Here is a 23,376-nt window from a genome sequence, read left to right as displayed (position 1 = left end):
AAATCGGGGCCTATCGTCTGTGACAGAGAGTTACGCACATCACAGATGTGAGATGTGCCTCACGATGGAGACGACGATGTCGACAGATGCCAACGCGTCCGAGCAGCGGGTCGCGCCGCCGCAATGGCGTGATTCCAAGCGCTACCTCTGGCTGTGGGGCCTGTTCGCCCCGACCGGCCTGTTCACCATCGGGATCCCGCTGATCTGGGGGATCAACCAGCTGGGCTGGCACCGGCTGGCCGAGGTGCCGTTCTGGCTCGGCCCGATCCTGGTCTACATCCTGATCCCGCTGGCCGACCTGTTCTTCGGTCCCGACGGCAACAACCCGCCCGACGAGGTCATGGAGTACCTGGAGAACGACAAGTACTACCGGTACCTGACCTACCTGTACCTGCCGTTCCAGTACGCCTCGCTGATCTTCGCCTGCTACATCATCACCGCGCCGAACCTGCACTGGCTCGGGTTCCCCGGCGGCGCGAACGTGGTGGACAAGATCGGCATCGCGATCAGCGTCGGCATGATCGGCGGCATCGGCATCAACACCGCGCACGAACTGGGCCACAAGAAGGTGCACCTGGAGCGCTGGCTGGCCCGCATCGCGCTGGCCCAGTCGTTCTACGGGCACTTCTACATCGAGCACAACCGTGGTCACCACGTCCGCGTCGCCACCCCGGAGGACCCGGCCAGCGCGCGGATCGGCGAGACCTTCTGGGCGTTCTGGCCGCGCACCGTGTGGGGCAGCTTCCGCTCGGCCTGGCATCTGGAGCAGGAGCGGCTGCGCCGGCTGGACAAGAGCCCGTGGACCTTGCGCAACGACGTGCTCAACGCCTGGGCGATGTCGGTGGTGCTGTGGCTGGGCCTGATCGCCGTCTTCGGCGTCGAGGTGCTGCCGTACCTGATCCTGCAGGCCGTCGTCGGATTCAGCCTGCTCGAGTCGGTGAACTACCTCGAGCACTACGGGCTGGTGCGGCAGAAGACCGCCACCGGACGCTACGAGCGGCCCGCGCCCGAGCACAGCTGGAACAGCGACCACATCGTCACCAACATCTTCCTGTACCACCTGCAGCGGCACAGCGACCACCACGCCTACCCCACCCGGCGCTACCAGACGCTGCGCAGCTGGGACGGCGCGCCGAACCTGCCCAGCGGCTACGCGAGCATGATCCTGATCGCCTATTTCCCGCCGATCTGGCGCAAGGTGATGGACAAGCGGGTGCTGGCCCATTACCGGGGTGACGTCACCCTGGCCAATATCGAACCGAAGCGTCGTGACACAGTGCTGGCGCGGTACGGACAGGGGGATCCGGCATGAGTGCGTACAAATGCCCGGTCTGTGATTATGTCTACGACGAAACGAAAGGAGCCCCGCGCGAAGGATTTCCGGCGGGAACACCATGGGCGTCGGTACCCGACGACTGGTGCTGTCCGGACTGCGGGGTGCGCGAGAAGATCGACTTCGAAGCGGTAGGAGTGTCGCAGTGACCGAGTACAAGCTCTACCAGTGTGTGCAGTGCGGGTTCGAATACGACGAGGCGCAGGGCTGGCCCGACGACGACATCGCCCCCGGCACCAAGTGGGAGGACATTCCCGACCACTGGACCTGCCCGGACTGCGGTGCGGCCAAGTCCGACTTCTTCATGGTCGAGATCGAACGTTCGTGAGTATCGCGGGCGCGCCGCGCGCCGCGCGCATCCCGTACCAGGAGGCCGCGCGCGAACTGCTGCGTACCTCCGTCCTGGACGGGATGCGCGAACTGCTCACCGAGCGTGACTGGTCCAAGATCACGCTCGGTGACGTCGCGGCGCGCGCCGGGGTCAGCAGACAGACCCTCTACAACGAGTTCGGTTCCCGCGCGGGCTTGGCGCAGGCCTACGCGCTGCGGCTGGCCGACGATCTCGTGGACCACGTGCGCGAGGCGCTCGACGCCAATGTCGGCGACGCCCGCGCCGCCATCCGGGTCGGCATGACCGGCTTCTTCCTCGCCGCCGCGGCCGATCCGCTGGTGCGCTCGCTGCTGGCCGGGGAGATGAAGCCGGACCTGCTGCGCCTGATCACCCTCGACGCGGGCCCGCTGCTCGAACACGCCACCGCGCGGCTGGCCGCGGTCTTCCAGCACGGCTGGGTGGCCGCCACCGACGCGGAGGCCGACGTCCTGGCGCACGCGCTGGTGCGCATCGCGCTGAGTTACATTCCCAACCCGCCGGTGCCGGAGCGGGACGCGCCCGCCGAGATGAGCGCGCTCCTGAGTCCCTATGTCGAGGCCATTGTGCAGGTACGGGGCATCAGGAGCCCCTCTGGTGACGGTAGTCACTCCGGCCTGTGATCGTCTCTGATTCGCCGACGTGTAACCATCACCACGTTTGTCGACGTGACGCTGTGTAACGCGCCACCGGTCTGTCAGTATTCACATCGGTCGGCGATTGGTCTTTTTACTGCGGAGCGTGCGTGCAAACGGTTGGCAAACCGGGGGGTTTCCGTGACCCCAAACGGTATCTCTGGGCTTTAGGGCTGATCGCTCCGGCGAGCGCGTTGTTGCCCTCGCAGCTCGTGTACCACACCAAAGCCGAAGTCTTGTGGTGGATCGGTCCCGTGATCGTGCTCATCGCCATTCCGATCCTGGACTGGATCGTCGGCGAGGACGGCAACAATCCGCGCGACGAGGACTACGAAGCGCTCTCGGCGGACCGGTATTACCGCTGGTGCACCTACCTTTTCCTGCCGGTCCAGCTGATCGGCCTCGTCATCGCCTGCGTCATGTGGACCGGCGACGAACTCGACGTCCTCGACAAGCTCGGGCTGGCCGCGACCGTCGGCTTCGTCAGCGGGATCGGCATCAACGCCGCGCACGAATTGGGCCATCGGGTCGAGCGTGCTGAAAGATTGCTGTCGAAAATCGCGCTTGCCCAATCCGGGTACGGTCACTTCTTCGTCGAACACAATCGCGGCCACCACGCCCGGGTCGCGACGCCGGAGGACCCGGCCAGTGCCCGGCTGGGGGAGTCGCTGTGGGAATTCCTGCCGCGCAGCGTGATCGGTGGCTTCCGCTCCGCCGTCCAGCTCGAGCGATCCCGCCTGGCCAGGCAGGGCCGCGGCTGGTGGAGCGCGGGCAACAACATCCTGCAGGCCTGGGCCATGAGCGCGGTGCTGTTCGGTTCGCTGATCCTGGTCTTCGGCCCCGGCATCATCCCGTGGCTGGTGCTGCAGGCCTTCGTCGGCATCGGGCTGCTGGAGGCGGTCAACTACGTCGAGCACTACGGCCTGCTGCGCGCGCGCAAGCCCAACGGCCGCTACGAGCGCTGCTCGCCCCGCGACAGCTGGAACTCCGATCGCCTGGTCACCAACATCTTCCTGTTCCATCTGCAGCGCCACAGCGACCACCACGCCAACCCTGGTCGCCGCTATCAGACCCTGCGTTCGACCAGCGAATCGCCGCAGTTGCCCGCCGGCTACGCCACGATGCTGCTGCTGGCGGCCGTCCCGCCGCTGTGGCGTGCGGTGATGGACCCCAAGGTGGCCGCCCATTACGGCGGCGATCTGTCGCTGGCCAACGTCGCGCCGCCCAAGCCGCGGCGTTTGCTGGCCCGAAACCGCGCCACGGCCTGACCGCGCGCACGGCCGACCGGGAAACGGCGGGGCCGACAGGCGGTAGCCTTGCCTCGGTACTGACTACCAGGAGAGGCTGATGACGACCTCAGAACTTCCCGCGCGCACCGAGCTGACCGCCGACGTTCGCAACGGCATCGATTACAAGGTGGCAGATCTCTCGCTGGCCGAATTCGGCCGCAAGGAGATCCGCCTCGCCGAGCACGAGATGCCCGGCCTGATGGCGCTGCGCCGCGAATACCACGATGTGCAGCCGCTGCGGGGCGCGCGCATCTCCGGCTCGCTGCACATGACCGTGCAGACCGCCGTCCTGATCGAAACGCTGGTCGCGCTCGGCGCCGAGGTGCGCTGGGCGTCCTGCAACATCTTCTCCACCCAGGATCACGCCGCCGCCGCGGTCGTCGTCGGGCCCACGGGCACCGTCGACGAGCCCAAGGGCACCCCGGTGTTCGCCTGGAAGGGCGAGACGCTGGAGGAGTACTGGTGGGCCGCCGAGCAGATGCTCACCTGGCCCGGCGAGCCGGCCAACATGATCCTCGACGACGGTGGCGACGCGACCATGCTCGTGCTGCGCGGCGCGCAGTTCGAGAAGGCCGGTGTGGTCCCGCCCGAGGACGCCGACCACTCCGCCGAGTACACGGTGTTCCTCAACCTGCTGCGCGAGCGCCTCGCGACCGACAAGACCAAGTGGAGTGTCATCGCCGACTCGGTCAAGGGCGTCACCGAGGAGACCACCACCGGCGTGCTGCGGCTGTACCAGTTCGCCGCCGCGGGTGAGCTGGTGTTCCCGGCCATCAACGTCAACGACTCGGTCACCAAGTCGAAGTTCGACAACAAGTACGGCACCCGCCACTCGCTCATCGACGGCATCAACCGCGGCACCGACGTGCTCATCGGTGGCAAGAAGGTGCTGATCTGTGGCTACGGCGACGTCGGCAAGGGCTGCGCGGAGTCGCTGGCCGGCCAGGGCGCGCGCGTGCAGGTCACCGAGATCGACCCCATCAACGCGCTGCAGGCGCTGATGGACGGCTACGACGTGGTCACCGTCGAGCAGGCGATCGGCCAGGCCGACATCGTCATCACCTCGACGGGCAACAAGGACATCATCACCCTCGAGCACATGAAGGCGATGAAGGACCAGGCCATCCTGGGCAATATCGGCCACTTCGACAACGAGATCGACATGGCCGCCCTGGAGCGCTCGGGTGCCTCGCGCCTGAACATCAAGCCGCAGGTCGACCTGTGGACGTTCGAGTCGGGCCGCGCGATCATCGTGCTGTCGGAGGGTCGCCTGCTGAACCTGGGCAACGCCACCGGCCACCCGTCGTTCGTGATGTCGAACAGCTTCTCCAACCAGGTCATCGCGCAGATCGAGCTGTGGACCAAGCCGGAGGAGTACGACAACGAGGTCTACCGGCTGCCCAAGCACCTGGACGAGAAGGTCGCGCGGATCCACGTCGAGGCGCTCGGCGGCACGCTGACCAAGCTCACCAAGGACCAGGCCGAGTACATCGGCGTGGACGTGGAGGGCCCGTACAAGCCGGAGCACTACCGGTACTGACGGTCTGACCGACAGTGGCCCGCCGACCCGCACGGTCGGCGGGCCACTGTCGTGTTCGCCCGGGCTGTCAGCCCACCGGCCCGGTGTCGCAGATCGTCGGGTTGTTGCCGTTGCTCAGCGACAGCAGGCCGCAGAACAGGAAGCCGGCGGCCTGGGATGAGCCGGTGTCGGTGGCGGCCTCGTTGCTCCCGGTGAGGAAGGCCTGCCCCGAACCGGTGGCGGCGCCGGCGTTGACCAGGGGGTTCAACAGGTCGATGACGGCCGAGCCCTCCGCGGACGCGGTCGGGGCGGCGATGCCGGTCAGCGCGCCGAGCGCGGCGAACGCGAGGGCGGCGGTGGTCAGTCTGCGGGTGCTCATGAAACTCCTGGACGGTGACGGGTGCGTGAGCCCACCGTGCCCGGACCGGGTGACGCCCGCCAGACCGGAGAATTCGGGGCTTTATGAAACATAAATGCTTCGGAGTCGTGCCGGAACAGCGCGACGGCCCGCCGATCGGGAATCGACGGGCCGTGCGAGAGGGGCTCAGATCAGGAGCAGGCAGACCGGCAGCGGGATGACGGCTTCCAGAACGGCGCAAACGGCGAGTTCGGCCGCCGAGCCCGCGGCGGCGGACCCGGCTTCGGCCGAGCCGCTGAGCAACGCGGACGAGCCGGTGCGGGCGTGGTCGCCGCGGCCGACGGGTTCGGCGGAGGGTGCGGCGGTGGCGAGGCCGGAGCCGGCGAGGGCGATACCGAGCGCGGCGACGGCCGCGGTGGCGCGGAGAACGGTTCGGGTGGGCATGGTGACTCCTGGATCGAGCGGCCCGGAGCGGGCGAGGGGATGCTCTGGAATGAGACCACTTCACACCGTCGCGAGGGGGAGAAACGGGCAAACCGGGGCGTGCGGCACGCGCGGGCGCGGGGCGGGTAATCTCACCGCTCATGGGCGTGTTGATTACGGTGGAGGGCCTCGACGGTGCCGGTAAACGGACGCTGATCGACGGCCTGATCACCGAACTGTCGGGGAAGGGGCTGCGCGCGGGCACCCTGGCCTTCCCGCGATACGGCCGCTCGATCCACGCCGACCTCGCCGCCGAGGCCCTGCGCGGCGGGCACGGCGACCTGGCCGGCTCGATCAACGCGATGGCGATCATGTTCGCCCTCGATCGCGCCGAGGCGAGCGCGGAACTGTCGAACCTGTTGGACGCCAACGACATCGTCGTGCTGGACCGCTGGGTGGCCTCCAACGCCGCCTATTCCGCCGCGCGCGCCGCGCAGGACGCCGACGGTGAAATCGTCTCCTGGGTGGGCGATCTGGAGTACGGCAGGCTGGCCCTGCCGGTGCCCGACCTCACCGTCCTGATCGACCTTCCCACCGAGGTCGCGGCCGAACGTGCCCGGCGCCGTGGTGAACTCGACAGCGCCCGCGCGCTGGACGCCTACGAGCGGGACGGCGGCCTGCAGCACCGCACCGGGGAGGTCTATCGTGAGCTGGCCGACCGCGACTGGTTCGGCCGCTGGTGGACATACCGATCCGATGACGATAGGCCCGCCCTACTCACCCTCTGCTCGGAAATCGCTGCCGGATAAGGTTGGATACGCGACGGGTTCACATCATTAATGGCGTGGCAGCCCGATCCTGGCCTGGGAGATGACAACATAGGACTATGAAGCCCAAGATTCTGGTCGTCGACGACGATATGGCACTCGCTGAGATGCTGACCATCGTCTTGCGCGGGGAAGGGTTCGACCCGCACGTGGTCGGCGACGGCACACAGGCCCTGTCGGCGGTGCGGGAGATCCGCCCCGACCTGGTTTTGCTGGACCTGATGCTGCCCGGCATGAACGGCATCGACGTATGCCGCGTGCTGCGGGCCGATTCCGGCGTGCCGATCGTCATGCTCACCGCCAAGACCGACACGGTCGACGTGGTGCTCGGTCTCGAGTCCGGCGCCGACGATTACATCGTCAAGCCGTTCAAGCCCAAAGAGCTCGTCGCCCGCGTGCGCGCGCGCCTGCGACGCACCGAGGACGAGCCGGCCGAGCTGCTGTCCATCGCCGACATCGTCATCGACGTGCCCGCGCACAAGGTGACCCGCGGCGGCGCGCAGATCTCGCTCACCCCGCTGGAGTTCGACCTGCTGGTCGCCCTGGCGCGCAAGCCGCGTCAGGTGTTCACCCGCGAGGTGCTGCTCGAGCAGGTCTGGGGCTACCGGCACGCGGCCGACACCCGGCTGGTCAACGTGCACGTGCAGCGGCTGCGGGCCAAGGTCGAGAAGGATCCCGAGAATCCGGAGATCGTGCTGACCGTCCGCGGTGTCGGCTACAAGGCCGGACCGCCGTGATCGGTACCCGCGAGGCGCCGCTGTGACCGACGGTCGACCTGCCGGTACAGCGTCAGCGCCTCCAGCGCACGAGGGTGCGCAATCCTTCGTCACGCAGCTGCGGCGATGGGCGGCCCCGGTCATGGCCTGGTTCCAGGCCGTCGGGACCGCGCTGGGCCACCTGTGGCGCCGTTCGCTGCAGCTGCGTGTCATCGTGTCGACGTTGACGCTGTCGCTCATCGTCATCACGATTCTCGGTGTCGTGCTCACCGGTCAGATCACCGACCGGCTGCTCGAGGCCAAGATCAACGCGGCGGTCGAGGAGATGGATCGTGCCCGCAGCACGATCGAGAACAAGCTCTCCGGGGTGCACGACGCGAACAGTCAGCAGCAACAGCTCGCCGACGCGCGCGCCGCGCTGTCCAGCCGCGGCGGCACCGGCCAGTCCACCGGCGCCGCCGGTAGTTTCGACTCGGCGCTGGCGATGGTCGGCGGCACCCCGCCGCAGGAGATCACCACCGACCTCATCTCCGAGGTGCCGCCGGAGCTGCGCCGGTTCGTCCAGCGCAACCAGGTCTCCTACCAGTTCACCACCGTCGCCGACCCCGACGGCTATCGCGGGCGCGCGCTGATCATCGGCAGCCCCAGCGCCGAGGTCGCGACCCTGGAGATCTACCTGATCTTCCCGCTGGCCAGCGAGGAGGCCAGCCTGTCGCTGATGCGCGGCACCATGCTCATCGGTGGCGTCGTGCTGCTGGTGCTGCTGGCCGCGATCACGGCGCTGGTCACCCGGCAGGTGGTGCTGCCGATCCGGTCGGCGGCCCGGATCGCGGGCCGGTTCGCCGACGGCAGGCTCAAGGAACGCATGCTGGTGCGCGGCGAGGACGACATGGCCCGGCTCGCGCAGGCGTTCAACGAGATGGCCGAGAGCCTGTCGAACCAGATCACCCAGCTCGAGGAGTTCGGCAACCTGCAACGCCGGTTCACCTCCGACGTCAGTCACGAGCTGCGCACCCCGCTCACCACGGTCCGCATGGCCGCCGACCTCATCCACGGCTCCAGCGACGATCTCGATCCGGCGCTGGCCCGCAGTTCGGAGCTGCTGGTCAACGAGCTGGACCGATTCGAGGGGCTGCTCAACGATCTGCTCGAGATCTCCCGGCACGACGCGGGTGTGGCCGAGCTGCAGGTGGAATCGCTCGACATGCGCATGTGCGCGCGGGCCGCGATCTCCACGGTCCGGCACCTGGCCAAGGAGGCCGGCGTCGAGGTCGTCATCGACCTGCCCGAGGACCCGGTCGTCGCCGAGGTGGATCCGCGCCGGGTGGAGCGCGTGCTGCGCAATCTGCTCGCCAACGCCATCGACCACAGCGAGGGCAAGCCGGTGCTGATCCGGATGCGCGGCGACGCCGAGCTGAACGCGGTGGCCACCGTCGTGCGCGATCAGGGCGTGGGTCTGCGACCGGGCGAGGAGAAGCTGGTGTTCAACCGCTTCTGGCGCTCGGATCCGTCGCGGGTGCGCCGGTCGGGTGGCACCGGCCTCGGCCTGTCGATCAGCGTCGAGGACGCCAATCTGCACGAAGGCAGGCTCGAGGCGTGGGGCGACCCAGGGGTCGGCGCCAGCTTCCGGCTGCTGCTGCCCATGGTGCGTGGCCGCAAGCTGGGCGCGAGCCCGCTGGCGCTGGAGCCGATGCTGCGCAAGGTGCCCGCGCTGCCCGAGGCCGATCCGGACGTGGCCGTCGAGACGGAACCGAGCGAGGCCGCCGAGCCGCCCGGCTCCGAGACCGACCCGGCCGCCGGAGCCCCGGCGGCGAACGGCCGCGAACCCGCGACCGAGGCCGACGACGAGGAGCCGATGTCCACCGAGACCGGAGACCGACAGTCATGACGAACGCGGGTGGTGATCGCCGGCGGTGGCGAGGTGGACTGCTCGCGACCGTCCTGACCGGTCTGCTGGTACTCACCGGCTGCGCGAGCCTGCCGGAGTCCTCGGCGCCGCAGGCACTCGGCACGATCAACCGCGCGCCGACCTCGGAGGGCCCCCCGCCGCCGATCTCCGGGCGCGATCCCGACCTGCTGGTCAGCGATTTCCTCACCGCCAGCGCCGACCCGGCCAACCGGCACGCCGCGGCCCGTCAGTACATGACCGCCGAGACGGCCGGTGAATGGAACGACGAGGCGGGCACCACCATCGTGGACCGCCCCGACACCCTGCGCGAGTCCCGCTCCGGCGACAAGACCAGCTATGTCATCCGCGCTCGCAAGGTCGGTGAACTCGCCGGCGACGGCGGATACCGGGCGGTGGAGGGCACGCTGGAGAACAAGATCGAGCTGAGCAAGGTCGACGGTGAATGGCGGATCACCGAGCTGCCCGACGGTGTCGTCATGGACTCGACCGCGTTCGACAAGTCCTACCGCCGCTACGTCCTGCAGTACGTGGACCCGGGCAGTTCCGTGCTGGTTCCGGACCCGCGCTGGGTCTCGGTCCCGCGCGCCCAGCTCACCGAGCGGCTGGTCGGCATGCTCGGCGCGGGCCCGCAGTCGACGATCGCCCCGGTGGTGCGCAATCAGCTGGCCCAGCCGGTGGCGGTGCGCGGCCCGATCACCAAGGCCAACAACGAACCCGGCGAGGTCGGCATCGGCATCGGTGGCGTGCGCATCGACTTCACCGGCATCGGCACGCTCGGGCAGCGCGAACGCGAACTGCTCGCGGCGCAGGTGGTGATGACGCTGGCCGGCGCCGACATCCTCGGTCCCTACGTCCTGCTGGCCGACGGCAAACCGCTCGACGACCGTTACGCGAGCGGCTGGTCGGTCGCCGACCTGGACCAGTACAGCGCCTCGGCGCCGGGCCAGAACCGGATCGGCCTGCACGCGCTGCGCGACGGCACGCTGGTGCAGGTGACCCCGGACGGCATCGTCACCCCGAGTGGTTCCTTCGGCGAGGCGACCAACCTGCAGTCGGTCGGCATCTCCGCCGACGGCCAGTTCGTCGCCGCGGTCGCCGACACCGGCAGGCCCGCGCCCGAGCCCGGCCGGACCCTGCTGATCGGCAACTACGGCGCCAAGGCCTTCGCGGTCGCCGAGGGCGCGAGCATCGCGCGCCCGTCCTGGACCGCCGACGGCGGCGCGGCGTGGACGGTGCTCGACGGCGAGCGGGTGATCCGGGCCGTCACCGACCGTGCGACCGGCAACGTCTCGGTGCAGGAGGTCGACACCACGGCCCTGTTCGAGGGGGCGGGCGCGCCGCGGCCACCGATCAGTGAGGTGGCCGTCTCGCGGACCGGGGTGCGTGCCGCGCTGATCGCCGACGGCAAGGTCTACGTCGCGGTGGTCGAACGCCGCGCCGACGGCAAGTACGCGCTCACTTCCCCGCTGCCGCTGGCCCTCGGCCTGAGCAGCCGCGCGGTCTCGCTCAGCTGGGTCACCGGTGACACGATCATGGTGGCGCGCGAGGGCAATGTCGACCCGGTGTTCACCGTCTCCATCGACGGCTCCCAGTTCACCCCGGTGACCTCGCAGAACCTGACGCCGCCGGTGCGCGTGGTGACCGCGGCGCCCGCCACCCAGTACGTCGCCGACTCGCGCGCGGTGCTGCAACTGCAGACCGCCGATCCGGCGCGCAACGACCGCTTCTGGCGTGAGGTCCCCGGCCTGACCGGCGACCGCGTCGTCCCGGTGCTGCCCAGCTGATCGGTGTCGGTGGGCGATGTCATACTCGCTCGCTATGAGAGCTTTGCTCGATCTGGTGCTGCCCGTCCACTGCGGTGGTTGCGCGACCGCGGGCACCGCCTGGTGTGCCGACTGCGCCGACATCCTGAGCCGCGCGCCCGTGCGGGTCCGCCCGCGCACCGATCCCGGCGTGCCGTGCTGGGCGCTCGGGCCGTACCAGGGGCCGGGCAGGCGGGCCGTACTGGCCGCCAAGGAGCACGGCCGACGTGATCTGGCCGCGCCGCTCGGCCTGGCTCTGGCGCTCGCCCTGGCCCGCTTACGCGACCGGGACAGACCGCTGCTGCTGGTTCCGGCGCCCACCCGGCCCGCGGCCGCACGGCGCCGCGGCGGCGACCCGGTGGCCGGCGCCGCGGCGATGGCGGCGCGGTGGCTGATCGATAGCCGATGCGTGCCGCTGCTGCGGATGGGGCGCGGTGTGCGCGATTCGGTCGGGTTGAGCGCCGGTGAGCGCGCCGACAATCTGCGCGGGCGGATCATGACCGCGCGCGGGGTATCCGAACCGGCCGTTCCGGCCGCGAACTCCGAGGTCGTCGTGGTCGACGACGTGCTGACGACAGGGGCAACCGTCACCGAGTCGGTACGCGTTCTTGGCCGAATCGGCGTATCGCCGTGTGCTGTTTTGGTGACCTGTGCGGCTTGACTCCGCGAAATTTGCGTGAACAGTGGCGGACTTGCCCATGGCGGACTAGCGTCGCGATCACACACCGAACGACGAGTTTGGGAGGTGGCGCCGCGGACATCTGGTGCCGAGCGAATCCCGATCGGCACAGCTCAATCCCGCCGCATTCGCTTCATCGTGTGCGGCCATATCCGGGAGGTACGCGTGACGACTTCTTCACGGGCATCAGTGCGAGATGCTGACCCTACGGCGCAGGGCGAAAGCGCCGCCGACTCGACCGAGAACCCGCACGCCGAAGTGGTGGTCTCCGGTCGGAATGTCGAAGTCCCCGACCACTATCGAATCCATGTCTCGGAGAAGCTGGCTCGGCTCGAGCGCTTCGATCCGTCGATATTCCTCTTCGATGTGGAACTGTTCCACGAACGCAACCGTCGTCAACGCAAGGCCTGCCAGCGGGTGGAGATCACCGCACGGGGGCGCGGACCGATCGTGCGCGCGGAAGCCTGCGCCGACAGCTTCTACGCCGCCCTCGAATCGGCCACCCAGAAGATCGAGAGCCGACTGCGCCGGACCAAGGACAAGCGGCGCGTCGTGCACTACGGCGACAAGACGCCGGTCTCGGTCGCGCAGGCCACCGCGACACTGGTGGATGATTCCCTGTTCGCCGCGCCGAACGGCGCCGCGGCGCACGCGCACGCCGAAGAGCCCGAGCTGAACGAGGGCCCCGGCCACATCGTGCGCACCAAGGTGCACACCGCGACACCGATGTCGGTGGACGACGCGCTGTACCAGATGGAACTGGTCGGACACGACTTCTTCCTGTTCCACGACCGCGAGACCGACCGTCCCTCGGTCGTCTACCGCAGACACGCCTTCGACTACGGCCTGATCCGACTGGCCTGATCCGGCACCACCGATCCGGGCATCCGCTTCCAGCGGGTGCCCGGATCGCGTTCAGCCACCGAAGGTTTCGTGATGCACGGCCTCGGCCAGGGCCCGGCCGGTCCGCCAGCCGAACCGTTCCAGGTCGGGGACCTGCTGGAACTCGCGTACCGGCCCCACGCACAGCCAGGCCACCGGCTTGATCCCGGCGGGCAGATCGATCAGCGCGCGCAGGAATTCCGGATCGTAGAACGACACCCAGCCGACGCCGACCTGTTCGGCGGTGGCGGCCAGCCAGAGGTTCTGGATCGCCAGCACGGTCGAGTACACGCCGGTCTCCGGCACGGTCGCACGGCCCAGGATCTGGGGTCCGCCGCGGCGGTCGTCGTGGGTGACCACGATGCCGGTGCCGCTCTCGACGATGCCGTCGATCTTGATCGGCTCGAAGGTCTCGGCCCGGTCGGCGGGCAGCGCGTCGCGGAACTCGGTGCGCTTGTCCGCGACGTGCTCGGCGAAGCGGCGCAGGGTGTCGGCCTGGCGGACCACGACGAAGTCCCACGGCTGGGAGTTGCCGACGCTGGGCGCGCGATGGGCGGCGTCGAGGATCCGCCAGAGGGTCTCGTCGCCGACGAGCTCGCCGGTGAACTCGGCGCGCACGTCACGGCGCAGGCGGATCGCGTCGTAGACGCTCAACTGGTCGGCACACACGCCGACCAGTCAACCAGGACCGTCAGGCCGCCGAGCGGCGGGCCAGCTTGCGACCGGCGGCCAGCGCGGTGCGCAGGCCACGGCGACGGCCGGTCACCGGGTCGACGGTGGGGACTGCGTTGCCGCCGAAGAACCGCTCCGACTTGGTCTCCGGCGCGTCGTCGGAGGTGTGGCGCAGGTACTTGTTGGGCAGCGACAGCTTGAGGATCGTGCGCCAGGACTTGAAGTACTGCACCGGCAGCGAGCCCGTGGTGTAGGGCAGGTCGTACTTCTCGGCCAGCTCGCGCACCCGCACCGCGATGTCGGCGTAGTGGTTGCTCGGCAGGTCCGGGAACAGGTGGTGCTCGATCTGGTGGCTCAGGTTGCCGGTCATGAAGTGCATGACCTTGCCGCCGCTGATGTTGGCGCTGCCCAGCATCTGGCGCAGGTACCACTCGCCCTGCGTCTCGTTCTCGATGTCGGCTTTGGTGAACTTCTCGGCGCCGTCGGGGAAGTGCCCGCAGAAGATGACCGCGTTGGTCCACACATTGCGCACCACGTTGGCGGCCAGGTTGGCGGTGAGGGTGGAGAAGAACGACGGGCCGGTGAGCAGCGGGAAGATCAGGTAGTCCTTGGCGGCCTGCTTACCGATCTTCTTGAGCACCAACTTGCGGTCGGCGTCGAACTGCTTCCACTCCGGGGAGTCCTTGCTCCACTTCTTCTTGGCGACCTTGCCCAGCTCCAGGTGCTGGATGGCGACGCCGTACTCGAACAGCATCTGCAGCAGCAGGTTGTAGACCGGGTTGCCCAGGTAGAACGGCATCCAGCGCTGGTCGCGGGTGACGCGCAGCAGGCCGTAGCCGATGTCGTCGTCCATGCCGAGCACGTTGGTGTACTTGTGGTGCAGGAAGTTGTGGGTGATCTTCCAGTGCGCCGACGGGCCCGCGTTGTCCCATTCCCACGAGGTGGAGTGGACTTCCGGATCGTTCATCCAGTCCCACTGCCCGTGCATGACGTTGTGCCCGATCTCCATGTTCTCGATGATCTTGGCGGTGCCGAGCAGGGCGACGCCGGCCAGCCAGGCCGGGGGCAGGAAGCTGGCGAACAGGACGGTCCGTCCACTGATCTCCAGCGCTCGCTGTAGGCGGATGACGTTGCGGATATAGCGCGCGTCGGCGGCCCCCCGCGAAGATTCGATTTCGCGGCGGATCGCGTCGAACTCAGCACCGAGAGCTTCGACATCCGCGGCGGTGAGGTGCGCGTATTCCTTGACATCCGAGATCGCCATGCCGGTTACACTACCGTAGGTTACGAGAGCGTAGGTTGGCGATTTCGCGCCCTGAATGTGTGAAACGTCCTATTGCGAAATCGAAATCGAGATGTTATCTCAGGCGTGTCGGGCCATCCGTCGGGCCGCCCGGTCGCGCAGCACGCCGCGTTCCTGCTTGGCCCGCTCGGCGAGCGCGCGCTTGGCCTCGCGCAGCGCCAGCTTCTCCTGCCGGGCGCGCGCCTTCAGCGTCGCCTTGGCCTCGCGCAGCACCTCCTTCTCGTGCCTGGCCTTGATCTCGAGCGTCACCTTCGCGTCGTGCAGCGCCGAGCGCAGGCCGAAGCGCTTACCGGTCTCGGGGTCCACCCGCAGCGCCTCCGGCAGCGAGATGCCGGTGAACTTGCGCTCCGAGGACGTCTCCGGCGCATCGTCGGCGGTCCGCTTGAGGAAACGGTCCGGCAGGGCCAGCTTGTGGATGGTCCGGAACGCCAGCAGGTACTGCTTGCCCAGCGAGCCGGTGGTGTACGGCAGGTCGTACTTGTCGCACAGCTCGCGCACGCGTACCGCGACCTCGGGGTACCGGTTGCTCGGCAGGTCGGGGAACAAGTGGTGCTCGATCTGGTAGCAGAGATTGCCGCTCATGAAGGCCATCACCGGACCGGCCTTGAAGTTGGCGCTGCCCAGCATCTGGCGCAGGTACCACTCGCCCTGGGTCTCGCCGTCGAGCTGCTCGATCGTGAACTTCTCGGCGCCGTCGGGGAAGTGACCGCAGAAGATCACCGCGTAGGCCCACAGGTTGCGCACCAGGTTGGCGGTGGTGTTCGCCTTCAGCGTGGACTTCCAGGCGGGGCCGGTGAGCGCCGGGTACAGCACGAAGTCCTTGACCACCTGACGACCGGCCTTGCGCGCGAACTCCTTGTTCGGCTCCGAGAACACCTGCTTGGCGGGGATCCCGGCCAGCTCCTTCTCGATACCGAGGTCGTGCAGCGCGATGCCCCACTCGAAAGTGGCGGCCAGCAACAGGTTCGCCGCCGGCTGCACCAGGTGCTTGGGGTGCCAAGCCTCGTCGCGGGTCATCCGCAGGATGCCGAAGCCCAGGTCCTCGTCCTTGCCCAGGACGTTGGTGTAGGTGTGATGGGAGTAGTTGTGCGCCCGGCGCCACTGCGCCGAGGTCCCGGTCATGTCCCACTCCCAGCTGGTGGAGTGGATCTCCGGATCGTTCATCCAGTCCCACTGCCCGTGGCTGACGTTGTGCCCGAGCTCCATGTTCTCGATGATCTTGGCCACCGACAGCAGCGCCGTGCCGCCGAGCCAGGCCCAGCGGTTGCGGCTGCCGAACAGCACCGCGCGGCCCGCGACCTCGAGGGCGCGCTGGGCGGCGATGGTGCGCCGGATGTACTTCGCGTCGCGTTCGCCACGCGAAGTCTCCACGTCACGGCGAATCGAATCGAGCTCTTTCCCCAGTGTCTCGATGTCGGCGGCCGTGAGATGGGCGAAGGCCTGGATATCGGTGATGGCCACCGGGGTCCTCTCTGTCGGTTGGCGGCTGGCCGGTTCAGCAGTGAACGGGCCGAGAACGGAGCGGCTGCGCCGCTGTTCTCGGCCCTGACGCGCCGGTCGGCACGAGGTGGGCCGGGACCAGCCGCTGTCGGCCAGTCATATGGCCGACGCATGACTCCGAGGGTACCCGCTGTCCCGCGGCGGCGGGATCCTCAGATGTCGAGTGTGCAGTCGCCCGCGGCGGCCGAGATGCAGGTCTGCACCTTGTCGCCGGGCTGGCGTTCGTCACCGTTGCGCAGATCGCGGGCGTGTCCGGCCGACAGCGTGACCACGCAGGTCTGGCAGATGCCCATGCGGCAGCCGAACGGCAATTGCACGCCCACCGACTCGCCCGCCTCGAGCAGGCTGGTCGCGCCGTCGGCGGCGACGGTGCGACCGGTGGTGCCGAAGGTCACGGTGCCGCCCTCGCCGATCGCCGAACGCTCCACCTCGAAGCGCTCCACGTGCAGCTTGTCGGGGATCCCGGCGGCCTTCCAGTGGTGCTCGATCGCGTCGAGCATCGGTGCCGGACCGCACGCCCAGGTCTCGCGCTCGCGCCAGTCGGGGTAGAGCTCGTCCAGGCTGGCCAGCGAGAACAGGCCCTGCGCGTCGGTCAGCTGCAGGTGGGAGACGAAGCTGGGGTGCTTGTCGTGCAGGGCGCGCAGCTCGGCGCCGAACATCACGTCGGCGTCTGTGGGCGCGGAGTGCACGTGCACCACGTCGGTGACACCGTCGCGCCGGTCCAGCGTGCGCAGCATCGACATCACCGGGGTGATGCCGCTGCCCGCGGTGAGGAACAGCACCTTGGCCGGCGGCGGCTCCGGCAGCACGAACCCGCCCTGCGGCGCGGCCAGCCGGACGATGGTGCCCGCGGCGACCCCGTTGACGAGGTGGCTGGACAGCTTGCCCTCCGGCATCGCCTTCACCGCGATGGAAATGAGCCGCTTGCCGCCCTCGCCGGTCCAGTCCGGCGGACAGGTCAGCGAGTACGAGCGCCAGTTCCAGCGGCCGTCGATCAGGATGCCGATGCCGATGTACTGGCCCGGCTTGTACTTGAAGTCGAAACCCCAGCCCGGCTTGATCACCAGGGTGGCCGAGTCGGCGGTCTCCTTCCGCACCTCGACGATCCGCCCGCGCAGCTCCCGCGCCGACCACAGCGGGTTGGCCAGGTGCAGGTAGTCGTCGGGCAGCAGTGGCGTGGTCACCCGGGCCACCGCGCCGCGCAGCACGTTGAGCTTGCCGCCGCGATCGGCGACCTGCGCGGCCGGTGCTTCCAGCCATTCCCGGAACTTGTTCATGACCATGCTTGCCGTTGTCTCCCTGTGTGCATCCGAGCAGGCGTGCGGTGCCTCGCTCGCAGCCAGGTTACGGCATCGTAGGTTTTCTGGCAGGGGGCGGATTGCCCGCGATGCCGGGATCGGTCAGAGCAGGTCGAGCAGGAACGGGAGTTCCTGGGTGGCGTACCAGGCGAGCTGGTGGTCCTCGGCGTCACCGAGGACGAACTCGGCGTCGGTATCGCCCAGATCGGCGGCGTCGATCACGTCGACGGCCTTGGCGACCTGCGGCTCGGCCTCGGCCAGGTCGACATGCACCGAGGCCACCTGGTCGTAGGTGATCGGCCCGGCCAGCTTCACCACGGCGTCGTCGAGATCGGGCCGCAGCTTGGCGCCGGTGACGTCGGCGGCGATCACCGCGCGCCGGTAGACCGGGCTGCCCGGCGTCGCGTCCGTGTCCGCGGCGGGGGCGTCGTCGTCGAGCCCGTCGCGGTCGGCGGCCAGTAGCCGCAGCGACGCCCTGGCCGCCTCCTGCATCGCCACCTCGGCGAGTTCGTCGTCGTCGCCGGCGGCGTAGGCCTCGCGCAGCGCGGGCGTGACCGCGAAGGCGGTCGCGCCGAGCGGAAACACCTCCCGCTCGTCGACGAGCCTGCGCAGCATCGGGATCGTCGCCGGGATGTAGACGCGCAGCTTGCCGTTGTCAGATACAGGCACCGAGCAACTCCTCCATCGATTCGTGCACCGACGCCGCCAGGACGTCGATGTCGGCCATGGCGTCGCGGTCGGCGTTGAGTCCGTAGAAGACCTGACCGTCGTACGAGGTGAGCCCGAAGCTCAACGTCTGATTGCGCAGCAGCGGCGATACCGGATACATCTCCAGCATGCGCGCTCCGCCGATGTACATCGCGGTCTGTGGACCCGGCGCGTTGGTGATCACCAGATTGAACGTGTTGTCGGCGAAGGTACTCGCCGCGCGCACGCTCATCGCGTGCAGGCTGGCGGGCGCGAAACCGGCCAGGTGGACCAGGGTGCGGGCGCGCACGCCGCGACGCTGCCTGCCGGCGGCCTCGGTGGCGTGCGAGATGTGCGACAGCCGCATCACCGGATTCGGTTCGCCCACCGGCAGATCGATGAGGAACGAGGACACCTCGCTGGCCGGGGTGAGCTGGTCGTCGCCGTCGACGTAGACCGACATCGGCACCACCGCGCGCAGGTTCGTCGACTCGACCAGTGCCTCGTTGCGCGAGAGCAGCCAGTTGCGCAGCGCCCCGGTGACCACCGCGAGCACGGTGTCGTTGATCGAGCAGTCGAAGTGCCGCCGGATGGTGCGATAGTCCTCGAGGTCGGTGCGCACCACGTCGAAGCGGCGGCTGCGCGAGGTCCTGGCGTTGAGCGGGCTGTCGGCCACGCCTGAGGTCGCGGCGCGGACCGCGTCGGCCGCCGCCTTCACCGCCATCCGAGTGCCGCGGACCAGCCCGAACGCGTTGGAGCCCGCGTCGCGGGCCACCTCGTAGGCCTCGCGCGGCTGCGCGGCCAGCTGCGAGAGCGCGCCGGCCAGCAGCTCGACGTCGGTGGGCTCGCGGGGCGCGCGCCAGGCGTCGTCGGCCAGATCTCGGGGCAGCGGGGTGTTGTCGAGGATCACGTGCCCGATCTCGAGCGCGGTGTCGCCGTCGACGAGCGCCGAGTGCGACTTGGTGAACACCGCGCTGCGCCCGTCGGCCAGTCCCTCGATCAGGTACATCTCCCACAGCGGCCTGGCCTGGTCCAGCGGCCGCGAGGCCAGCCGGGCGACCAGGTCGTAGAGCTGTTCGTCGCTGCCCGGACCCGGCAGCGCGGAGCGGCGGATGTGATAGGTGATGTCGAAGCGGCTGTCCTCCACCCACACCGGCCTGCCGAGGGCGAGCGGGATCTCGCGGACCTTGCGGCGATAGCGGGGGACCAGCGGCAACCGGGATTCGACCAGGTCGATCAGGCCCTCGTAGTCGAGAACCTGGCCCGTGGCGCCGGTCGCGGTGTTCTGGAGGATCGCGAGAGAGCCGATGTGAATCGGGTTGCTGCTCGACTCGAGCCGGTAGAACGACGCGTCCTGCGGCGTCAATCTCGTGATCACGCGCTCCGATACTCCTTCCGGTGCCGCACCGCGCAGATCGGGCACGTGCCTCATCCTACGTCAACGTAGGTGAATCGCGGTGCCGGGCAAGGAGCCTCATCGGCCGTTGTGACCTGGGCCGATGGCATCGGCCGGTACGCCGGGCACGGGTACTCCCGGCCGGGTACGGTGGGCTGCGGACTACGATGGCCCATAACACCGTGGCTCACTAGCCGAACACACTCCGACCAGAGGACTGACGAGACCCGTGCCTGCGCTGACACTGACGAGGTTGCTACGGATTGGTGAAGGTCGCATGGTCAAGCGGCTGTCGAACCTCGCCGACGAGGTCATCGCGTACGGCGAGGAGATCGAGCAGCTGACCGACGACGAGCTGCGCGCCAAGACCGCCGAGTTCAAGCAGCGCTACACCGACGGTGAGACCCTCGACGACCTGCTGCTCGAGGCCTTCGCGGTGGCCCGCGAGGCGTCCTGGCGAGTGCTGAACCAGAAGCACTACAAGGTGCAGATCATGGGCGGCGCCTCGCTGCACCTGGGCAACATCTCGGAGATGAAGACCGGTGAGGGCAAGACCCTGACCTGTGTGCTCCCGGCCTACCTGAACGCCCTGTCGGGTGAGGGCGTGCACGTCGTCACCGTCAACGACTACCTCGCCAAGCGCGACGCCGAGTGGATGGGCCGCGTGCACCGCTTCCTCGGCCTCGAGGTGGGCGTGATCCTGGGCGGCATGACCCCCGCCGAGCGCCGCGTCGCCTACCACGCCGACGTCACCTACGGCACGAACAACGAGTTCGGCTTCGACTACCTGCGCGACAACATGACCCACTCGCTGGACGATCTCGTCCAGCGCGGCCACAACTTCGCCGTGGTCGACGAGGTCGACTCCATCCTCATCGACGAGGCCCGTACCCCGCTGATCATCTCGGGCCCGGCCGACGCCTCGTCCAAGTGGTACGCCGAGTTCGCGCGCATCGCGCCGCTGCTGAAGAAGGACGTCCACTACGAGGTGGACATCAAGAAGCGCACCATCGGTGTGCACGAGGCGGGCGTGGAGTTCGTCGAGGACCAGCTCGGCATCGACAACCTCTACGAGGCCGCGAACTCGCCGCTGGTGAGCTACCTGAACAACGCCATCAAGGCCAAGGAGCTCTACACCCGCGACAAGGACTACATCGTCCGCGACGGCGAAGTGATCATCGTCGACGAGTTCACCGGTCGCATCCTGGTCGGCCGCCGCTACAACGAGGGCATGCACCAGGCGATCGAGGCCAAGGAGAAGGTCGAGATCCAGCCGGAGAACCAGACGCTGGCCACGATCACCCTGCAGAACTACTTCCGCCTCTACAACAAGCTGTCCGGCATGACCGGTACCGCCGAGACCGAGGCCGCCGAGCTGCACTCGATCTACAGCCTCGGCGTGGTCCCCATCCCGACGAACAAGCCGATGGTCCGCAAGGACCAGGCCGACCTGATCTACAAGTCGGAAGAGGCCAAGTTCAACGCGGTCGTCGACGATGTGGTGGAGCGGCACGAGAAGGGCCAGCCGGTCCTGATCGGTACCACCAGCGTCGAGCGCTCGGAGTACCTGTCCAAGCAGTTCACCAAGCGCGGTGTGGCCCACTCGGTGCTGAACGCGAAGTTCCACGAGCAGGAAGCCCAGATCATCGCCGAGGCCGGCCGGCCCGGCGCGGTCACCGTCGCCACCAACATGGCCGGTCGTGGTACCGACATCGTGCTCGGCGGCAACGCCGACATCATCGCCGACATCCTGCTGCGCAAGCAGGGCCTGGACCCGGTGAACACCCCCGACGAGTACGAGGCCGCCTGGCACTCCGCGCTCGAGCAGGTCAAGAAGCAGACCGAGGCCGACGCCGACAAGGTGCGCGAGGCAGGCGGCCTGTACGTGCTCGGCACCGAGCGCCACGAGTCGCGCCGTATCGACAACCAGCTGCGCGGTCGTTCCGGCCGTCAGGGCGACCCGGGCGAGTCCCGGTTCTACCTGTCGCTGGGTGACGAGCTGATGCGCCGCTTCAACGGCGCCGCGCTCGAGGCGATCATGACCCGCCTGAACCTGCCCGACGACGTGCCGATCGAGGCCAAGATGGTCTCCAAGGCCATCAAGAGCGCGCAGACCCAGGTCGAGCAGCAGAACTTCGAGATCCGCAAGAACGTCTTGAAGTACGACGAGGTGATGAACCAGCAGCGCACCGTCATCTACGGCGAGCGCAACCGGATCCTGCGCGGCGAGGACATGGAGGGCCAGGTCCAGAGCATGATCACCGACGTGACCACCGCCTACGTGGACGGTGCGACCGCCGAGGGTTATGTCGAGGACTGGGACCTGGACAAGCTGTGGACCGCGCTCAAGACCCTGTACCCGGTGAGCCTGGACCAGAAGGAACTGGTCGGCGAGACCGCCACCGGTGACGCGGGCGAGCTCACCCGCGACGAGCTGCGCCAGGCCCTGCTCGACGACGCGCACACCGCCTACGAGAAGCGCGAGCAGGAGATCGACGGCCTCGCCGGCGAGGGCGCGATGCGCAACCTCGAGCGTCAGGTGCTGCTGTCGGTCCTGGACCGCAAGTGGCGCGAGCACCTCTACGAGATGGATTACCTCAAGGAGGGCATCGGCCTGCGCGCGATGGCCCAGCGCGATCCGCTCGTCGAGTACCAGCGCGAGGGCTTCGACATGTTCGCCGCGATGCTGGAGGGTCTGAAGGAGGAGTCGGTCGGCTTCCTGTTCAACCTCCAGGTCGAGGTGCAGCAGCCGCAGCCCGAGGGCGTCTCGGTCGGCACCGGTCTGCGTTCCCCGGTCGGCGCCGCGCGCCCCCAGGACGCCCCCGCCGAAACCCAGGCCCCGCCCGCCCTGCGCGCCAAGGGCATCACCGATCAGGCCCCCCGCGGCCTGAACTACTCGGGCCCCGCCGAGGACGGCCGCGCCGAATCCCATTCCGACGCCCAGGAATACGGCGGCCAGCAGTCCGGTACCCGCCGCGAGCGCCGCGAGGCCGCCCGCGCCGACACCAAGGGCAAGCGCCGCCGCTGACCCGACTCCCACCGAGGCCCCCGCACACAGTGCGGGGGCCTCGGTCGTTGCCCGGCACTTCGACCATGCATGTACTATTGCATGCATGGTCGCCTTGCAGATACGTGATGTGCCGGAGCCGCTGCGCGACCAGCTGGTCGCGCTGGCCCGGCAGCGTGGCCAGTCGCTCCAGGCCTTCCTGTTCGACCTGGTCCGCGACGAGGCACGCAGGCAGGACAACATCGCCGTACTCAAACAGTTCAGCCCCGCCGCGATGGACATCGCCTTCACCACGCGCGAGGTGGAAGTCGCGCTGGATGCCGAACGGGCCGAACGGGATTCGGACCTGGGCGGGCGGGGGCTCGGCGGGTGATCGTGGTCGACGCGTCGGTGTTCGTCCATGCCCTCCTGAACCCGGACCCGCTCGGCGATGCCTGCCGCAGTGCCCTGGAATCCGACAATCGATGGATCGCTCCGCAACACTGGACGGTCGAGGTGCTGTCGGTGATCCGGCGGTTCACCCGCGCGGGCACCATCACCGCCGAGCAGGGCGCCCGTGCGGTCACCGCTCTCGGCAGGCTGGACCCCGAGGTTCCCGTGACCCGGGTCCTCGTCCCCAGGATCTGGGAACTGCGCGACAACCTGTCCGCCTACGACGCCGCTTACGTCGCGGCCGCCGAAGCCTATGGGTGTGAGCTGCTCACCACGGACAGCAGGCTGGCCAACGCCTCCGGTGTGAAGTGCGCGGTCCGCGTCGTCGGAGACCGCGAGTAG

General features: G+C 68.7%; 23 protein-coding genes. 15 read left to right on the top strand and 8 right to left on the bottom strand.

Going from position 1 to position 23,376, the window contains the following annotated elements; genetic code table 11:
* The first annotated feature begins 76 nt into the window (after nt 1-76).
* From EL493_RS29370 to ahcY, 6 genes are all read left to right on the top strand, one after another.
* Nucleotides 77-1,312, top strand: a complete 1,236-nt coding sequence (locus EL493_RS29370; RefSeq protein WP_022567033.1) for an alkane 1-monooxygenase — start codon at nt 77-79, stop codon at nt 1,310-1,312.
* Complete coding sequence (locus tag EL493_RS29365) at nt 1,309-1,482, top strand: rubredoxin (RefSeq protein ID WP_022567034.1); 174 nt, start codon at nt 1,309-1,311, stop codon at nt 1,480-1,482. Before EL493_RS29370 ends, EL493_RS29365 begins: the two co-directional genes overlap by 4 nt.
* Nucleotides 1,479-1,661: a rubredoxin gene (locus EL493_RS29360; RefSeq protein ID WP_019048759.1), complete on the top strand. Its 183-nt coding sequence runs from the start codon at nt 1,479-1,481 to the stop codon at nt 1,659-1,661. Before EL493_RS29365 ends, EL493_RS29360 begins: the two co-directional genes overlap by 4 nt.
* Nucleotides 1,658-2,323, top strand: coding sequence for a TetR family transcriptional regulator (locus tag EL493_RS29355; RefSeq protein WP_019048758.1), 666 nt, complete (start codon nt 1,658-1,660; stop codon nt 2,321-2,323). Before EL493_RS29360 ends, EL493_RS29355 begins: the two co-directional genes overlap by 4 nt.
* Nucleotides 2,324-2,445: 122 nt before the next feature.
* Complete coding sequence (locus EL493_RS29350) at nt 2,446-3,603, top strand: alkane 1-monooxygenase (RefSeq protein WP_022567035.1); 1,158 nt, start codon at nt 2,446-2,448, stop codon at nt 3,601-3,603.
* Between the two features lie 79 nt (nt 3,604-3,682).
* Nucleotides 3,683-5,164, top strand: coding sequence for an adenosylhomocysteinase (gene ahcY, locus EL493_RS29345; protein WP_019048756.1), 1,482 nt, complete (start codon nt 3,683-3,685; stop codon nt 5,162-5,164).
* Nucleotides 5,165-5,231: 67 nt separating this feature from the next.
* On the opposite strand, the gene EL493_RS29340 is transcribed toward ahcY, so the two are convergent.
* Nucleotides 5,232-5,522, bottom strand: a complete 291-nt coding sequence (locus EL493_RS29340; RefSeq protein WP_019048755.1) for a hypothetical protein — start codon at nt 5,520-5,522, stop codon at nt 5,232-5,234.
* 165 nt (nt 5,523-5,687) lie between these two features.
* Nucleotides 5,688-5,945 carry a hypothetical protein gene (locus EL493_RS29335; RefSeq protein ID WP_019048754.1) on the bottom strand — a complete coding sequence of 86 codons (258 nt, stop codon included), beginning with the start codon at nt 5,943-5,945 and terminating at the stop codon, nt 5,688-5,690.
* A gap of 140 nt (nt 5,946-6,085) precedes the next feature.
* Between EL493_RS29335 and EL493_RS29330 the strand changes: the two genes are divergently transcribed.
* The 6 genes from EL493_RS29330 (at nt 6,086) to hpf (ending at nt 12,721) form a co-directional block, all read left to right on the top strand.
* On the top strand, nt 6,086-6,733 hold the full coding sequence (locus tag EL493_RS29330) for a dTMP kinase (protein WP_022567036.1): 648 nt from the start codon (nt 6,086-6,088) through the stop codon (nt 6,731-6,733).
* Between the two features lie 77 nt (nt 6,734-6,810).
* On the top strand, nt 6,811-7,488 hold the full coding sequence (mtrA, locus tag EL493_RS29325) for an MtrAB system response regulator MtrA (RefSeq protein ID WP_019048752.1): 678 nt from the start codon (nt 6,811-6,813) through the stop codon (nt 7,486-7,488).
* Nucleotides 7,489-7,609: 121 nt separating this feature from the next.
* Entirely contained in the window at nt 7,610-9,355 is a 1,746-nt protein-coding gene (gene mtrB, locus EL493_RS29320; RefSeq protein WP_019048751.1) for an MtrAB system histidine kinase MtrB, read from the top strand.
* Entirely contained in the window at nt 9,352-11,160 is a 1,809-nt protein-coding gene (gene lpqB, locus EL493_RS29315; protein WP_019048750.1) for an MtrAB system accessory lipoprotein LpqB, read from the top strand. Before mtrB ends, lpqB begins: the two co-directional genes overlap by 4 nt.
* A gap of 34 nt (nt 11,161-11,194) precedes the next feature.
* Complete coding sequence (locus EL493_RS29310; protein WP_030200867.1) at nt 11,195-11,839, top strand: ComF family protein; 645 nt, start codon at nt 11,195-11,197, stop codon at nt 11,837-11,839.
* Between the two features lie 183 nt (nt 11,840-12,022).
* The gene (gene hpf, locus EL493_RS29305) at nt 12,023-12,721 is read left to right on the top strand and encodes a ribosome hibernation-promoting factor, HPF/YfiA family (RefSeq protein WP_022567037.1); all 699 of its coding nucleotides are present in this window, start codon (nt 12,023-12,025) and stop codon (nt 12,719-12,721) included.
* Nucleotides 12,722-12,772: 51 nt separating this feature from the next.
* On the opposite strand, the gene bluB is transcribed toward hpf, so the two are convergent.
* The 6 genes from bluB to EL493_RS29275 all read right to left on the bottom strand — a co-directional run bounded on the left by bluB (nt 12,773) and on the right by EL493_RS29275 (nt 19,577).
* Nucleotides 12,773-13,408, bottom strand: coding sequence for a 5,6-dimethylbenzimidazole synthase (bluB, locus tag EL493_RS29300; protein ID WP_019048747.1), 636 nt, complete (start codon nt 13,406-13,408; stop codon nt 12,773-12,775).
* A 22-nt stretch (nt 13,409-13,430) separates the two neighbouring features.
* Nucleotides 13,431-14,675, bottom strand: coding sequence for a fatty acid desaturase family protein (locus EL493_RS29295; RefSeq protein WP_019048746.1), 1,245 nt, complete (start codon nt 14,673-14,675; stop codon nt 13,431-13,433).
* A 99-nt stretch (nt 14,676-14,774) separates the two neighbouring features.
* Nucleotides 14,775-16,175: a fatty acid desaturase family protein gene (locus EL493_RS29290; protein WP_019048745.1), complete on the bottom strand. Its 1,401-nt coding sequence runs from the start codon at nt 16,173-16,175 to the stop codon at nt 14,775-14,777.
* Between the two features lie 191 nt (nt 16,176-16,366).
* Nucleotides 16,367-17,497 carry a ferredoxin reductase gene (locus EL493_RS29285; protein WP_019048744.1) on the bottom strand — a complete coding sequence of 377 codons (1,131 nt, stop codon included), beginning with the start codon at nt 17,495-17,497 and terminating at the stop codon, nt 16,367-16,369.
* Nucleotides 17,498-17,614: 117 nt separating this feature from the next.
* Entirely contained in the window at nt 17,615-18,127 is a 513-nt protein-coding gene (locus tag EL493_RS29280) for a DUF6912 family protein (RefSeq protein ID WP_174436009.1), read from the bottom strand.
* A gap of 40 nt (nt 18,128-18,167) precedes the next feature.
* The gene (locus tag EL493_RS29275) at nt 18,168-19,577 is read right to left on the bottom strand and encodes a WS/DGAT/MGAT family O-acyltransferase (protein ID WP_030200861.1); all 1,410 of its coding nucleotides are present in this window, start codon (nt 19,575-19,577) and stop codon (nt 18,168-18,170) included.
* Nucleotides 19,578-19,824: 247 nt separating this feature from the next.
* Here EL493_RS29275 and secA point away from each other — a divergent pair, with 247 nt between their 5' ends.
* The 3 genes from secA to EL493_RS29260 all read left to right on the top strand — a co-directional run bounded on the left by secA (nt 19,825) and on the right by EL493_RS29260 (nt 23,376).
* A complete protein-coding gene (gene secA / locus EL493_RS29270) occupies nt 19,825-22,623 on the top strand; it encodes a preprotein translocase subunit SecA (protein ID WP_030200859.1) in 2,799 nt (932 codons plus the stop codon).
* 85 nt (nt 22,624-22,708) lie between these two features.
* Entirely contained in the window at nt 22,709-22,975 is a 267-nt protein-coding gene (locus EL493_RS29265; RefSeq protein ID WP_019048740.1) for a hypothetical protein, read from the top strand.
* Nucleotides 22,972-23,376 (top strand): type II toxin-antitoxin system VapC family toxin, encoded by a 405-nt coding sequence (locus tag EL493_RS29260; protein WP_019048739.1) that lies wholly within the window; start codon nt 22,972-22,974, stop codon nt 23,374-23,376. The genes EL493_RS29265 and EL493_RS29260 overlap by 4 nt, the downstream gene beginning before the upstream one ends.

Source organism: Nocardia asteroides, from assembly GCF_900637185.1.
Lineage (GTDB): Bacteria > Actinomycetota > Actinomycetes > Mycobacteriales > Mycobacteriaceae > Nocardia > Nocardia asteroides.
Note: the sequence above shows the minus strand (reverse complement) of the source record. Positions and strands in the feature narration are given on the sequence as shown.

Bases quoted from the DNA above. Each gene is read 5' to 3' on its own strand.
- EL493_RS29370 (WP_022567033.1), top strand. From the start codon at position 77: ATGTCGACAGATGCCAACGCGTCCGAGCAGCGGGTCGCGCCGCCGCAA.
- EL493_RS29365 (WP_022567034.1), top strand. From the start codon at position 1,309: ATGAGTGCGTACAAATGCCCGGTCTGTGATTATGTCTACGACGAAACG.
- ahcY (WP_019048756.1), top strand. From the start codon at position 3,683: ATGACGACCTCAGAACTTCCCGCGCGCACCGAGCTGACCGCCGACGTT.
- EL493_RS29340 (WP_019048755.1), bottom strand. From the start codon at position 5,522: ATGAGCACCCGCAGACTGACCACCGCCGCCCTCGCGTTCGCCGCGCTC.
- EL493_RS29335 (WP_019048754.1), bottom strand. From the start codon at position 5,945: ATGCCCACCCGAACCGTTCTCCGCGCCACCGCGGCCGTCGCCGCGCTC.
- EL493_RS29330 (WP_022567036.1), top strand. From the start codon at position 6,086: ATGGGCGTGTTGATTACGGTGGAGGGCCTCGACGGTGCCGGTAAACGG.
- mtrA (WP_019048752.1), top strand. From the start codon at position 6,811: ATGAAGCCCAAGATTCTGGTCGTCGACGACGATATGGCACTCGCTGAG.
- mtrB (WP_019048751.1), top strand. From the start codon at position 7,610: ATGGCCTGGTTCCAGGCCGTCGGGACCGCGCTGGGCCACCTGTGGCGC.
- lpqB (WP_019048750.1), top strand. From the start codon at position 9,352: ATGACGAACGCGGGTGGTGATCGCCGGCGGTGGCGAGGTGGACTGCTC.
- EL493_RS29310 (WP_030200867.1), top strand. From the start codon at position 11,195: ATGAGAGCTTTGCTCGATCTGGTGCTGCCCGTCCACTGCGGTGGTTGC.
- EL493_RS29295 (WP_019048746.1), bottom strand. From the start codon at position 14,675: ATGGCGATCTCGGATGTCAAGGAATACGCGCACCTCACCGCCGCGGAT.
- EL493_RS29285 (WP_019048744.1), bottom strand. From the start codon at position 17,497: ATGGTCATGAACAAGTTCCGGGAATGGCTGGAAGCACCGGCCGCGCAG.
- EL493_RS29280 (WP_174436009.1), bottom strand. From the start codon at position 18,127: ATGCTGCGCAGGCTCGTCGACGAGCGGGAGGTGTTTCCGCTCGGCGCG.
- EL493_RS29265 (WP_019048740.1), top strand. From the start codon at position 22,709: ATGGTCGCCTTGCAGATACGTGATGTGCCGGAGCCGCTGCGCGACCAG.